Origin of the sequence: Vibrio sp. YT-15 (assembly GCF_033337445.1) — a bacterium.
Lineage (GTDB): Bacteria > Pseudomonadota > Gammaproteobacteria > Enterobacterales > Vibrionaceae > Vibrio > Vibrio alginolyticus.
On the sequence record NZ_JAWOQR010000006.1, the window covers coordinates 303820 to 316485 of the forward strand.

The 12666-nt window shown below is 46.1% G+C and carries 20 protein-coding genes; 4 read left to right on the forward strand and 16 right to left on the reverse strand.

The window, feature by feature from the left end; translation table 11 throughout:
• Positions 1 to 13 precede the first annotated feature (13 nt).
• The 16 genes from rpsN to rpmE all read right to left on the reverse strand — a co-directional run bounded on the left by rpsN (position 14) and on the right by rpmE (position 7384).
• Complete coding sequence (gene rpsN / locus R7D93_RS14330) at positions 14 to 319, reverse strand: 30S ribosomal protein S14 (protein ID WP_004410442.1); 306 nt, start codon at positions 317 to 319, stop codon at positions 14 to 16.
• A 17-nt stretch (positions 320 to 336) separates the two neighbouring features.
• Entirely contained in the window at positions 337 to 876 is a 540-nt protein-coding gene (gene rplE / locus R7D93_RS14335) for a 50S ribosomal protein L5 (protein WP_005379573.1), read from the reverse strand.
• 23 nt (positions 877 to 899) lie between these two features.
• A complete protein-coding gene (gene rplX / locus R7D93_RS14340; protein ID WP_005379574.1) occupies positions 900 to 1217 on the reverse strand; it encodes a 50S ribosomal protein L24 in 318 nt (105 codons plus the stop codon).
• Between the two features lie 13 nt (positions 1218 to 1230).
• Positions 1231 to 1602 carry a 50S ribosomal protein L14 gene (gene rplN, locus R7D93_RS14345; RefSeq protein WP_004410450.1) on the reverse strand — a complete coding sequence of 124 codons (372 nt, stop codon included), beginning with the start codon at positions 1600 to 1602 and terminating at the stop codon, positions 1231 to 1233.
• 162 nt (positions 1603 to 1764) lie between these two features.
• Positions 1765 to 2019 (reverse strand): 30S ribosomal protein S17, encoded by a 255-nt coding sequence (gene rpsQ, locus R7D93_RS14350; RefSeq protein WP_005379575.1) that lies wholly within the window; start codon positions 2017 to 2019, stop codon positions 1765 to 1767.
• Entirely contained in the window at positions 2019 to 2210 is a 192-nt protein-coding gene (gene rpmC, locus R7D93_RS14355; RefSeq protein ID WP_005379576.1) for a 50S ribosomal protein L29, read from the reverse strand. Before rpmC ends, rpsQ begins: the two co-directional genes overlap by 1 nt.
• On the reverse strand, positions 2210 to 2620 hold the full coding sequence (rplP, locus tag R7D93_RS14360; RefSeq protein ID WP_005379577.1) for a 50S ribosomal protein L16: 411 nt from the start codon (positions 2618 to 2620) through the stop codon (positions 2210 to 2212). The genes rpmC and rplP overlap by 1 nt, the downstream gene beginning before the upstream one ends.
• Positions 2621 to 2631: 11 nt before the next feature.
• Positions 2632 to 3330, reverse strand: a complete 699-nt coding sequence (gene rpsC / locus R7D93_RS14365; RefSeq protein WP_005383161.1) for a 30S ribosomal protein S3 — start codon at positions 3328 to 3330, stop codon at positions 2632 to 2634.
• An 18-nt stretch (positions 3331 to 3348) separates the two neighbouring features.
• Complete coding sequence (gene rplV / locus R7D93_RS14370) at positions 3349 to 3681, reverse strand: 50S ribosomal protein L22 (protein ID WP_005383164.1); 333 nt, start codon at positions 3679 to 3681, stop codon at positions 3349 to 3351.
• Between the two features lie 10 nt (positions 3682 to 3691).
• On the reverse strand, positions 3692 to 3970 hold the full coding sequence (gene rpsS / locus R7D93_RS14375) for a 30S ribosomal protein S19 (protein ID WP_004394525.1): 279 nt from the start codon (positions 3968 to 3970) through the stop codon (positions 3692 to 3694).
• Between the two features lie 21 nt (positions 3971 to 3991).
• Positions 3992 to 4816 (reverse strand): 50S ribosomal protein L2, encoded by an 825-nt coding sequence (gene rplB / locus R7D93_RS14380; RefSeq protein ID WP_005383168.1) that lies wholly within the window; start codon positions 4814 to 4816, stop codon positions 3992 to 3994.
• Positions 4817 to 4831: 15 nt separating this feature from the next.
• Positions 4832 to 5134 carry a 50S ribosomal protein L23 gene (gene rplW, locus R7D93_RS14385; RefSeq protein ID WP_004398471.1) on the reverse strand — a complete coding sequence of 101 codons (303 nt, stop codon included), beginning with the start codon at positions 5132 to 5134 and terminating at the stop codon, positions 4832 to 4834.
• The gene (rplD, locus tag R7D93_RS14390; RefSeq protein WP_005379556.1) at positions 5131 to 5733 is read right to left on the reverse strand and encodes a 50S ribosomal protein L4; all 603 of its coding nucleotides are present in this window, start codon (positions 5731 to 5733) and stop codon (positions 5131 to 5133) included. Before rplD ends, rplW begins: the two co-directional genes overlap by 4 nt.
• A 17-nt stretch (positions 5734 to 5750) precedes the next feature.
• Positions 5751 to 6380 (reverse strand): 50S ribosomal protein L3, encoded by a 630-nt coding sequence (gene rplC / locus R7D93_RS14395; RefSeq protein WP_005379555.1) that lies wholly within the window; start codon positions 6378 to 6380, stop codon positions 5751 to 5753.
• Between the two features lie 14 nt (positions 6381 to 6394).
• Positions 6395 to 6706, reverse strand: coding sequence for a 30S ribosomal protein S10 (rpsJ, locus tag R7D93_RS14400; RefSeq protein ID WP_004410492.1), 312 nt, complete (start codon positions 6704 to 6706; stop codon positions 6395 to 6397).
• Between the two features lie 456 nt (positions 6707 to 7162).
• The gene (gene rpmE, locus R7D93_RS14405) at positions 7163 to 7384 is read right to left on the reverse strand and encodes a 50S ribosomal protein L31 (protein WP_005379546.1); all 222 of its coding nucleotides are present in this window, start codon (positions 7382 to 7384) and stop codon (positions 7163 to 7165) included.
• Positions 7385 to 7680: 296 nt separating this feature from the next.
• Between rpmE and priA the strand changes: the two genes are divergently transcribed.
• The 4 genes from priA to hslV all read left to right on the forward strand — a co-directional run bounded on the left by priA (position 7681) and on the right by hslV (position 12658).
• Complete coding sequence (gene priA, locus R7D93_RS14410) at positions 7681 to 9885, forward strand: primosomal protein N' (RefSeq protein WP_225496737.1); 2205 nt, start codon at positions 7681 to 7683, stop codon at positions 9883 to 9885.
• A gap of 303 nt (positions 9886 to 10188) precedes the next feature.
• Positions 10189 to 11217, forward strand: coding sequence for a DNA-binding transcriptional regulator CytR (cytR, locus tag R7D93_RS14415; protein ID WP_254901949.1), 1029 nt, complete (start codon positions 10189 to 10191; stop codon positions 11215 to 11217).
• Positions 11218 to 11442: 225 nt separating this feature from the next.
• Positions 11443 to 11991 carry a cell division protein FtsN gene (gene ftsN, locus R7D93_RS14420; RefSeq protein WP_130544805.1) on the forward strand — a complete coding sequence of 183 codons (549 nt, stop codon included), beginning with the start codon at positions 11443 to 11445 and terminating at the stop codon, positions 11989 to 11991.
• Positions 11992 to 12106: 115 nt separating this feature from the next.
• Positions 12107 to 12658, forward strand: a complete 552-nt coding sequence (hslV, locus tag R7D93_RS14425; RefSeq protein WP_005383176.1) for an ATP-dependent protease subunit HslV — start codon at positions 12107 to 12109, stop codon at positions 12656 to 12658.
• The last annotated feature ends 8 nt before the right edge of the window (positions 12659 to 12666 follow it).

Here is a 12666-nt window from a genome sequence, read left to right on the forward strand (position 1 = left end):
GATTAAGTGGCAATTACCAGCTAGCCTTACGAAGACCCGGAATCTCGCCTTTCATGCAAGCTTCACGAACCTTAATACGGCTTAGACCGAACTTACGTAGGTAACCGTGTGGACGACCAGTTTGGTTGCAACGGTTGCGCTGACGTGATGCACTTGAATCACGTGGAAGAGATTGCAGTGTAAGAACCGCGTTCCAACGATCTTCTTCAGATGCGTTTACATCGCTGATGATAGCTTTTAGCGCTGCACGCTTTTCAGCGAACTTAGCTACTAGCTTCGCACGTTTTGCTTCACGTGCTTTCATTGAATTTTTAGCCATAACAGTAACCCTTCACCTTACTTACGGAATGGGAAGTTAAAGGCAGCCAGCAGAGCACGGCCTTCCTCATCAGTACCAGCAGACGTCGTAATAGTGATGTCTAGACCGCGTACTCGATCAACTTTATCAAAGTCGATTTCCGGGAAGATGATTTGCTCGCGAACGCCCATGCTGTAGTTACCGCGACCGTCAAAAGACTTAGCGCTAACACCACGGAAGTCACGTACACGTGGAAGAGCGATGTTAATTAAACGCTCAAGAAAATCCCACATACGTTCGCCACGCAAGGTTACTTTACAACCGATAGGGTAGCCTTCACGGATTTTGAAACCTGCAACAGATTTGCGCGCTTTTGTGATAAGTGGCTTTTGACCAGAGATCGTTGCCATATCAGACGCTGCATTTTCTAGCAGTTTCTTATCGTTGATTGCTTCACCAACACCCATGTTTAGGGTGATTTTCTCGATTCTAGGGACTTGCATGACGCTTGTGTAACCGAACTGTTTGGTCAGTTCAGCGACTACAGACGACTTGTAGTAATCATGCAGTTTCGCCATAGTAGAACTCCAAATTACTTCTATTAGTTAGAAACGGTTTCGCCGTTAGACTTGAAGAAACGAACTTTTTTGCCGTCTTCAAAACGGAAACCGATACGGTCAGCTTTACCAGTAGCTGCGTTAAAGATAGCCACGTTAGAAACGTCGATAGCTGCTTCTTGCTCTACGATACCGCCTTGGATACCCATAGCTGGAACAGGTTTCTGATGTTTCTTAACTAGGTTGATACCTTCAACGATAACTTTACCAGTTGCTAGAACCTTAGTTACTTTACCTTTCTTGCCTTTGTCTTTACCAGCAAGAACGATTACTTCGTCATTACGACGGATTTTAGCTGCCATTTCTACGTGCTCCTTACAGAACTTCTGGAGCCAGTGAAACGATCTTCATGAACTTATCGCCACGAAGTTCGCGTGTCACAGGACCAAAGATACGTGTACCGATTGGTTGCTCAGTATTGTCGTTTAGCAATACGCAAGCATTTCGGTCGAAGCGAATGACAGAACCGTCAGGACGACGTACGCCTTTACGGGTGCGCACTACCACCGCCTTCAGAACATCACCTTTTTTAACTTTACCGCGAGGGATTGCTTCCTTCACAGTAACTTTGATGACGTCACCGATATGTGCATAACGGCGGTGAGAGCCACCCAGAACCTTAATACACATTACGCTGCGTGCGCCTGAGTTATCAGCTGCGTCCAGCATACTTTGCATTTGGATCATGTTAGTGCTCCGCTAAATATTAATAACTAGACCCATCACGGGTCGGGCTGCCTCTTTAAAAGGGACGCGAATTGTACCACCCTTTTTTGTGATTGGGTAGTCAAAAAATAAACGGCTCCAAAAATATTTTGGAGCCGCTTTAGTTTCATAGAATTAACGAGATTAAATCTTCGCCTTTTCTAGAACTTTTACCAAAGTCCAAGACTTAGTCTTAGACAGTGGACGACACTCTGCGATTTCAACTGTGTCGCCTAGGCCACACTCGTTGTTCTCGTCATGTGCGTGTACTTTAGTCGTACGTTTTACGTATTTACCGTAGATTGGGTGTTTTACGAAACGTTCGATAGCAACAGTGATAGACTTGTCCATCTTGTCGCTAACAACACGACCTTGTTGAGTACGTTTTACTTCGCTCATTATGCGCCTGCCTTCTCAGTCAAAACAGTTTTCACACGTGCGATATCACGGCGTACAGCTTTCAGAGTATGAGTTTGCTGTAGTTGACCAGTCGCAGCTTGCATGCGCAAGTTGAACTGTTCACGTAGCAAATTCATTAGCTCAGCGTTAAGCTCTTCAACGCTTTTCTCGCGTAGATCTTGTGCTTTCATCACATCACCTGCTTAGTTACAAATGTAGTTTTGAAAGGCAGTTTACGTGCCGCAAGACGGAACGCTTCACGTGCCAATTCTTCAGGTACACCACCCATTTCGTACATAACCTTACCAGGTTGGATTTGGGCTACCCAGTACTCAACGTTACCTTTACCCTTACCTTGACGAACTTCAAGTGGTTTTTCTGTGATTGGTTTGTCTGGGAACACACGGATCCAGATTTTACCTTGACGCTTAACGTGACGTGTCATTGCACGACGTGCCGCTTCGATTTGACGAGCAGTTAGACGACCACGGCCAACAGCTTTAAGACCGAATTCGCCGAAGCTTACATCAGTACCTTTAGCTAGACCACGGTTACGACCAGTCTGAACCTTACGGAACTTAGTACGTTTAGGTTGTAGCATCTGTCGACTCCTTACTTACGGCCTTTACGCTGCTTCTTAGGCTTGTCGCCTTTAGGCTCTACAGCGTTAGCTGCTGGCATACCACCTAGGATTTCACCTTTGAAGATCCAAGTTTTAATGCCGATCACACCGTATTGAGTGTGAGCCGAAGAAGTTGCGTAATCAATGTCAGCACGTAGAGTGTGTAGAGGCACACGGCCTTCACGGTACCACTCTGAACGTGCGATTTCAGCGCCGCCTAGACGACCGCTTACTTCCACTTTGATACCTTTAGCGCCTAGGCGCATTGCGTTTTGTACTGCGCGCTTCATAGCACGACGGAACATAACACGACGCTCTAGCTGAGACGCGATGCTGTCACCAACAAGTTGCGCATCTAGTTCAGGCTTACGTACTTCAGCGATGTTAATTTGCGCTGGTACACCTGCAATTTTAGCTACAGCTGCGCGTAGCTTCTCAACGTCTTCACCTTTCTTACCGATAACAACGCCTGGACGAGCAGTGTGAATAGTCACACGGATGCTCTTAGCAGGACGCTCGATAACGATACGTGATAGAGACGCTTTTTTCAGTTCACTTGTAAGGAACTGACGTACCTTGAAGTCGCCGTCTAGGTTGTCAGCGAAATCTTTGGTGTTAGCAAACCATGTAGCATTCCAAGGCTTAACGATGCCTAGACGAATACCATTTGGATGTACTTTTTGACCCATTGCTTACTCTCCTAGTCTCTAGCGATCTGCTACAACAACAGTGATGTGGCTTGAACGCTTCAAGATACGATCCGCACGACCTTTAGCACGAGGCATAATACGCTTCATGGTTGGGCCTTCATCTACAAAGATTTTTGCGACATTCAGATCGTCAATATCTGCACCTTCGTTGTGCTCCGCGTTAGCGATAGCAGACTCTAGAACTTTCTTAACTAGTGCAGCAGCTTTTTTGTTGCTGAACGTTAGGATTTCTAGAGCTTGGTCAACAGATTTACCACGGATTAGATCCGCAACTAAGCGAGCTTTCTGAGGCGAAATGCGAGCAAAGTTATGTTTAGCAATTGCTTCCATTATCTACTCCTTAGCGCTTCTTAGCTTTCTTATCCGCAGCGTGACCGCGGTAAGTACGTGTTGGTGCGAATTCACCCAGTTTGTGACCGATCATTTCATCAGTTACAAATACTGGTACGTGCTGACGACCATTATGGACAGCGATGGTCAAACCGATCATCGTAGGGATGATCATTGAACGACGGGACCAAGTCTTAATAGGCTTTTTGTCTCCGCTTTCCACCGCTTTCTCTACCTTCTTCAGCAAGTGTAGGTCAATAAAAGGACCTTTCTTGAGAGAACGTGGCATGGCGATTCCTCTTTATATAGATTACTTGTTACGACGACGTACGATGTACTTGTCAGTGCGTTTGTTCTTACGAGTCTTGAAGCCTTTAGTAGGCATACCCCAAGGAGATACTGGGTGACGACCACCAGAAGTACGGCCTTCACCACCACCATGTGGGTGGTCAATCGGGTTCATTACAACACCACGAACCGTTGGACGGATACCGCGATGACGTGATGCACCTGCTTTACCAAGTTCACGTAGCATGTGCTCAGAGTTACCAACTTCACCGATTGTTGCACGGCCTTCAGAAAGAACTTTGCGCATCTCGCCAGAACGTAGACGGATAGTTACGTACGCACCGTCGCGAGCAACGATTTGAGCGTAAGCACCAGCCGAACGAGCTAGCTGACCACCTTTACCAGGCTTAAGTTCAACGTTATGTACTGTTGAACCTACTGGGATATTACGCATTGGTAGAGTGTTACCAGCTTTGATTGGTGCATCAACACCAGACTGAATAACATCACCAGCTACAACACCTTTAGGTGCTAGGATGTAGCGACGCTCACCGTCTTTGTAAAGAACTAGAGCAATGTTTGCGCTACGGTTTGGATCGTATTCAAGACGCTCAACTGTCGCTGGAATACCATCTTTAGTACGTTTGAAGTCAACTACACGGTAGTGATGCTTGTGACCACCGCCGATGTGACGTACTGTGATACGACCCTTGTTGTTACGACCACCGTTCTTAGAGTTTTTCTCTAGAAGAGGTGCGTATGGCTTGCCCTTGTGTAGGTCAGCGTTAACAACTTTAACAACGTGACGACGACCAGGGGAAGTCGGCTTACATTTAACAATAGCCATTTTTAACTACTCCTGTTATTCCGCGCCGCCAACGAAGTCAAGATCTTGACCTTCTTTCAAAGTAACGTACGCTTTCTTAACGTCGCTGCGGCGACCTTGGCGTAGACCTTGACGTTTGGTCTTACCCTTAGTGATAAGAGTATTTACAGACTTAACTTCAACTTCAAATAGCTTTTCTACAGCTGCTTTGATCTCTTTTTTAGTCGCATCTTTAGCTACTTTGAAAACGATAGTGTTCGCTTTCTCAGCTGCCATAGTTGCTTTTTCAGAGATGTGCGGTGCACGTAGAACTTTTAGGATACGCTCTTCAGTGATCATGCTAGCATTTCCTCTACTTGCTTAACTGCTTCTGCAGTCATTACAACTTTGTCAAACGCGATTAGAGATACTGGATCGATACCAGCAACATCACGTGCGTCAACTTTGTATAGGTTACGAGCAGCTAGGAATAGATTCTCATCTACTTCGCTAGTCACGATTAGAGCGTCAGTTAGCTCAAGCTCTTTAAGCTTAGCAACTAGCTCTTTAGTCTTTGGTGCTTCAACTGAGAAGTTATCAACAACGATTAGACGCTCTTGACGAACAAGCTCAGAAAGAATGCTCTTCATAGCACCACGGTACATTTTTTTGTTTACTTTTTGGCTGTGATCTTGTGGTTTCGCAGCAAAAGTAACACCACCTGTACGCCAGATTGGGCTACGGATTGTACCAGCACGCGCACGGCCAGTACCTTTTTGACGCCATGGCTTAGCGCCACCGCCAGAAACTTCTGAACGTGTTTTTTGAGCACGAGTACCTTGACGAGCACCTGCTGCGTACGCAACAACTACTTGGTGTACAAGAGCTTCGTTAAACTCACGTCCGAAAGTAGTTTCGGAAACAGTTAGTGCATCGGCACCTTTAACCATTAGTTCCATTACTTACTCCTGAGACGTTATGCTTTAACAGCTGGTTTAACGATCACGTTGCCGCCAGTTGCGCCTGGGACTGCACCTTTAATAAGAAGCAGGTTGCGCTCAGCGTCAACACGTACGATCTCTAGGTTTTGAGTCGTTACACGCTCAGCACCCATGTGACCTGCCATTTTCTTGCCTTTAAATACGCGACCTGGAGTCTGACATTGACCGATAGAACCAGGAGCACGGTGAGACAATGAGTTACCGTGAGTCATATCTTGAGTACGGAAGTTCCAACGCTTAACAGCGCCTTGGAAACCTTTACCCTTAGATGTACCAGTAACGTCTACTTTCTTAGTTTCGTTGAATAGTTCAACAGTTAGTTCTGAACCAACTTCGAACTCTTCGCCGTTTTCTAAACGGAATTCCCAAAGACCGCGACCAGCTTCAACGCCAGCTTTAGCAAAGTGACCTGCTTCAGCTTTGTTTACACGGTTAGCTTTCTTAGAACCAGCTGTAACCTGGATTGCTGCGTAGCCGTCAGTTTCAAGAGTTTTCACTTGAGAAACACGGTTAGCTTCAACCTCAACAACTGTTACTGGGATAGAAACGCCTTCTTCAGTAAATACGCGGGTCATGCCCACTTTACGACCGATTAGACCAATCATACTTCTAATCTCCCTTAACCTAGGCTAATTTGAACGTCAACGCCCGCAGCAAGGTCTAGACGCATTAGAGCATCAACAGTCTTGTCTGTTGGCTCAACGATGTCGATTAGACGCTTGTGAGTACGGATTTCGTACTGGTCACGTGCTTTCTTGTTAACGTGTGGAGAGATAAGAACTGTGAAACGCTCTTTACGAGTTGGCAGTGGGATTGGACCACGAACCTGTGCGCCAGTGCGCTTAGCTGTTTCAACGATTTCCGCTGTAGAAGCATCGATTAGTTTGTAATCGAAAGCTTTTAGGCGGATACGGATACGTTGGTTCTGCATGAGACAGAGCTCCAAATTTAATAAATTACACAAACAATATCGCCACTCAAACTCGTCAAGACGAGAGAATGCCGATTGATTTATGTGAAACCGTAGCATCCAAGATTAGGACGCATTGTCAGTTAATTTTCGATTAACTATCCCTATATGCCAAAGTCACCTTTGAGGATAGTTTTTCCGAAGAAAAGATAGCTAATTGTATTAACCGCGAACATAAGCTGAGTATACATTACCTCGCAAATCCTTAGATTTGCTCGCTCCTCACTGCTCATTGGTTCACAACTGGCTTAACCAGTGCGCTGCATTATACAGATCACACTTTAGGTTGCAAGCGCTGAGTGAAAAATAATCGGGGATATTCCAAACCCCATACGTTCCTCTTCGCTTGGTAGCCATTAAAACAAAAAGGACGTCGAAGCGTCCTTTTCTAAACTGTAATCGTAATAGCGGCTGCTATTATTTCTTACCGCTTGATAGTGCACCGAAACGCTTGTTGAAGCGATCAACACGGCCGCCTGTATCAACGATACGTTGCTTACCAGTGTAGAATGGGTGACACTTGTCACATACGTCTAGGTGGATAGACTCTTTACCTAGAGTAGAGTTGAACTCAAAAGAGTTGCCGCAAGAACAAGTCGCTTTTACTGCTTTGTATTCTGGGTGGATACCAGCTTTCATGGGATAACCTCAATAGTAGGCCGTGTCGCTATACGAATCTAAGCCGCACACCACACGCAATTAATAATAAAATGGGATACCGCATCAACTAATTGCCGAAGCCATATCTCAAGGCGCGATATAGTAAAGAATCACATTGCTCGGATCAACACATTTGGCAACTTTTTCGCCACTTTTTTAGCCAGACTAATCATAGAGGCACGATTCACGCTGAATCGCATTGCTTTACTCGAATTTCCATACCGATTTTAATAGACTCTCATTTCCTTTCCCTCTTTTTTAATAGCTAAAAATTTATGCGTCCAACCATTGCTAGAGTGGCATTACCCGTTCCGCTCGACAAACAATTTGATTACGCTATTCCGGGGCACCTGTTTCCGATCATTGGTGGACGCGTTTCCGTACCTTTTGGACGCCAAACGTTAGTTGGCATCGTCACCGCGATGGTTAATCACTCGGACTTTCCCAAAGATCAACTCAAGCCAATCAAAGCAGTTCTTGATTCTCAGCCGATATGGTCTGAAAAGCTTTATTCGTTGCTGACTTGGTGCAGCCAGTTCTACCAATACCCACTTGGAGATACGCTACACAATGCGATGCCAGCAGCTCTACGTAAAGGAAAGCCTGCAGATTTTGCGACGCTACAAGAGTGGCAAATTACCGAATCCGGTAAAGACAAGCTGATGCAAGGTCTTGATCGTCGAGCGGTCAAACAACAGAAGGTCTTGCAAATGTTGGTTAACGGCGCTTTGCCTCACCAGGAATTTGTCGACCAAGAGATATCCTCAACAGTACTAAAGTCTTTAGAAGAGAAAGGCTGGATTGAACGTATCGAGAAGAAGCCTGTAATCACCCAGTGGGGACAGCACGTTGAATGCGACGTCGAAAAGCCAAAGCTCAACCACGAACAAGCGCTGGCTATTGCGAGTGTAAATAGCCAAACAGGTTTTGCCTCCTATTTATTAGAAGGCGTCACGGGCTCAGGTAAGACAGAAGTGTACCTCAACCTTATCAAGCCAGTTTTAGAGCAAGGGAAACAAGCCTTGGTTTTAGTACCAGAGATTGGCTTAACGCCCCAAACCATCAACCGCTTTAAACGCCGTTTTAATGTGCCAGTTGACGTCATCCACTCCGGGTTAAACGAGACGGAGCGTCTGAATGCGTGGCTTTCTGCACGCGACAAAGCGGCCGGAATCATTATCGGCACACGCTCAGCCCTACTCGCGCCTTTTGCTGATCTCGGGATTATCATTGTGGATGAAGAGCATGACTCCTCTTATAAGCAACAAGACAGCTTGCGTTACCACGCTCGTGATGTTGCTGTAATGCGCGCTCATAAAGAACAAGTTCCGGTTGTTCTGGGCTCAGCCACACCTGCACTGGAGACATTACACAATGCCTTGTCAGGCAAATATCACCATTTAACACTAACCCAACGAGCTGGCTCTGCCGTGCCAACCACTAATAAAGTGTTAGATGTAAAAGGTCAGTATTTAGAAAGTGGTTTATCTGCCCAACTGATTGCCGAGATGCGCAAGCATTTAAAAGCGGGCAATCAAGTAATGTTGTTTCTTAACCGTCGAGGCTTTTCGCCCGCTTTGATGTGCCATGAATGCGGTTGGATTGCAGAATGTAAACGCTGTGATGCGTACTATACGTTCCACCATTACAGCAACGAAATACGCTGCCATCACTGCGGCTCACAACAAGCGGTGATTCATCAATGTCAGGGGTGTGGTTCAACCCAATTGGTTACCGTCGGCGTAGGAACGGAACAACTCGAACAACAATTGGCTCAGTTATTTCCAGAATACAACGCCATTCGCATCGACAGAGACAGCACACGTCGCAAAGGTAGTTTGGAAGATGCCCTTGAATCGATTCGCAAAGGTGAACATCAAATTCTGATTGGCACCCAAATGCTGGCTAAGGGGCACCATTTTCCAAATGTAACGCTCGTTGCTCTTTTGGATGTTGATGGCTCTCTCTATAGTAGTGACTTCCGCGCTTCCGAGCGACTAGCGCAGTTGTTTATTCAGGTCGCAGGTCGTGCCGGCCGCGCAAGTAAACCTGGCGAGGTTATCCTACAAACCCACCATCCTGAGCACAGCTTGCTGCAGGCCCTGCTTCAAAAAGACTATCGCCACTTTGCTATGACTGCTCTGGAAGAACGCAAACTGGCTCAGCTTCCGCCTTATAGTTTCTTGACTCTGTTTAAAGCAGAGGCGAACCAAAGTGAGGTAGTTGAAGACTTCCTGCGTCAGGTTCGCTTTACGTTAGAGTCACACCCTCTGTTCGATGATTCCTGCATGGTGTTAGGCCCTACTCCTTCACCTTTGGCCAAGCGGGCTGGTAAATACCGTTGGCAACTATTACTGCAAACTCAGCATCGTTCATTGATGCAAAAGTTATTAACCAGTGCCAAACCTGCTATTGAGTTGTTGCCAAATGCTAAGAAAGTACGCTGGAATTTAGACATAGAACCACAAGATCTCAGCTAGCAAACGTTTAACTATGTAATGAATTACCATTTAATGTGACCAGGATCACACCAAGATTACAATTTTTGTTAAACAGACCGTAACTTTCACTTTAGAAATGAATAGACTATCCAAATTAGAAAAGTCTAAAGTGACTTGTTTGCACAGGCTTAGATTAAAACAATGACTATTCCCACAAATTGATATCGCGGTGAAGAATCCATTTTCCCACTCGTTAACACGAACTGAGCGAAGAGCAAATACAGCTCTAACTCGGTTTGATTACTCTGATTTCAAACCGGAATAACGTCATCTTGGCAAAAAATAAATGAGAGGTTAAAAACTATGGCGACAATGAAGGATGTTGCCCAGCTTGCGGGAGTGTCTACGGCTACGGTATCTCGAGCCTTAATGAATCCAGAGAAGGTCTCTTCTTCTACAAGAAAGAGAGTAGAAGATGCCGTACTTGAAGCGGGTTATTCTCCAAACTCATTAGCGCGCAACTTACGTAGAAACGAATCAAAAACCATTGTTACTATCGTTCCCGACATCTGTGATCCTTATTTTTCTGAAATTATTCGCGGTATTGAAGATGCAGCCATGGAACATGGCTATCTAGTCCTGCTGGGCGATAGCGGACAACAGAAGAAACGCGAAAGCTCTTTCGTTAACCTCGTATTTACTAAGCAGGCAGATGGAATGCTACTGCTTGGTACAGATCTACCATTCGATGTCAGTAAGCCAGAGCAAAAGAACTTACCTCCGATGGTAATGGCGTGTGAATTTGCGCCAGAGCTCGAGCTTCCGACAGTACATATTGATAACCTGACCTCAGCATTTGAAGCGGTGAATTACCTGACCCAATTAGGTCATAAACGCATTGCTCAAATCTCTGGACCAGATACAGCAATATTGTGTCAGTTCCGCCAGCAAGGCTACCAACAAGCCCTGCGCCGTGCCGGCATCAATAAAGATCCACAATATAGTGTCATTACTGAGTTCTCTTTTGATGGCGGAGCAAAAGCCGTTCGTAAACTGCTCGAATTGCCAGAACCACCAACGGCTATTTTCTGTCACTGTGACACAATGGCCATCGGCGCAATTCAAGAAGCGAAAAAGCTTGGCTTACGAGTACCGCAAGATCTCTCTGTTGTGGGCTTTGATGACATTAACTTCGCTCAGTACTGCGATCCACCGTTGACCACCATCTCTCAACCTCGCTATGAGATTGGTCGACAAGCGATGCTAATGATGCTCGAGATGTTAAAAGGCCACGACGTGCATTCAGGCTCGCGTCTGCTTGAAACTAATCTCGTCATTCGTGGAAGTGCAGCGCCACCACAGCGCCCTTAACCTAAAGATTAGGTATTCATCCCCAAAGCGGTGCTAAGGCGCCGCTTTTTTATTTACCCCTCCTGCTTTTTGTGTATCCCTGAATAAATGTAAGCGAGAACGGAAACACACTCCTACACTCGGGCGTTGTCGCGCTTTAGCTATCAAGATTCTATCAATAGGGTGTTTTCTCAACTCGTTCTGGATTAACATATTTGCAAGAATCCTTGATGACCAGAAATAACCGTGGCAAATAGAGATTATGTAAGACGGGGGCGAGGCACCCCAAAAAAGTCGACAAAAAAACAGCCGCCGAGAAGAAAAAAACCTTGGCGCAGTGGCCTGCTCGCTATCTTGCTCGTGGGCGGTTTTGGCTATGGTCTTTACCTTTTGAGTAGCGACCCAGAACCTAAACAACCAGTCGTGAAGCAGCCAACAACCACTGTCAGCAAACCAAAGCCGAAAAAAGACTTGCCGCCACCACCAGAAGAAAAATGGGAATATGTTGAGTCACTACCGAAACGTGAAGTTGAAGTTGTGGCCAAAGAAATTGAAGTTTCTAAAATTCCTTACATCATGCAGTGTGGCGCGTACAAAACTCAGGCACAAGCGGAAGAGCGCAAGCTTGCAATCGCGTTCCAAGGGATGTCGAGCAAGATTCGTAAGAAAGAAGGCAGTTCATGGTATCGCGTGGTGCTAGGTCCGTATAAGTTCAAACGTGATGCAGAACGTGACCGTCATAAACTGCAACGCGCGAAAATCGAGCCGTGCGCGATTTGGAAAGAAAATCTTTAAACTCAGGCCCTAGGAGCTAAGATCCTAGGGCCTTTCTTTTTGCCCCCTTGAATCCCCATTTCTCCTCCCCCATATACTGAATTAAATCCAAAGAGAAATAATCAAGAGGTCGACTGTGACTACCATTGTATCTGTACGTCGAAATAATAAAGTCGTCATCGCGGGTGATGGCCAAGTATCTCTAGGCAATACCGTAATGAAAGGTAATGCGCGCAAAGTTCGCCGCCTATACAACAACCAAGTACTAGCGGGCTTTGCCGGCGGTACTGCGGATGCCTTCACCCTTTTTGAGCGCTTCGAAAGCAAACTGCAAATGCACCAAGGTCACCTAACCAAAGCGGCAGTTGAGCTAGCCAAAGACTGGCGTAGCGATCGTGCTTTGCGCAAGCTCGAAGCCTTACTTGCCGTTGCCGACGAAACCGCATCGTTAATCATTACCGGTAATGGTGATGTCGTACAGCCAGAACATGACCTGATTGCGATTGGCTCTGGTGGTGCTTACGCACAAGCTGCCGCAACCGCCCTACTAGAAAACACAGATCTAGATGCTCGTGAGATCGCGGAAAAAGCTCTCAATATCGCGGGTGACATTTGTGTCTTCACTAACCATCACCACACGGTAGAAGAGCTAGACTCAACAGTAGAGCCTGAAAAACCAACCGCGTAATCGTAACG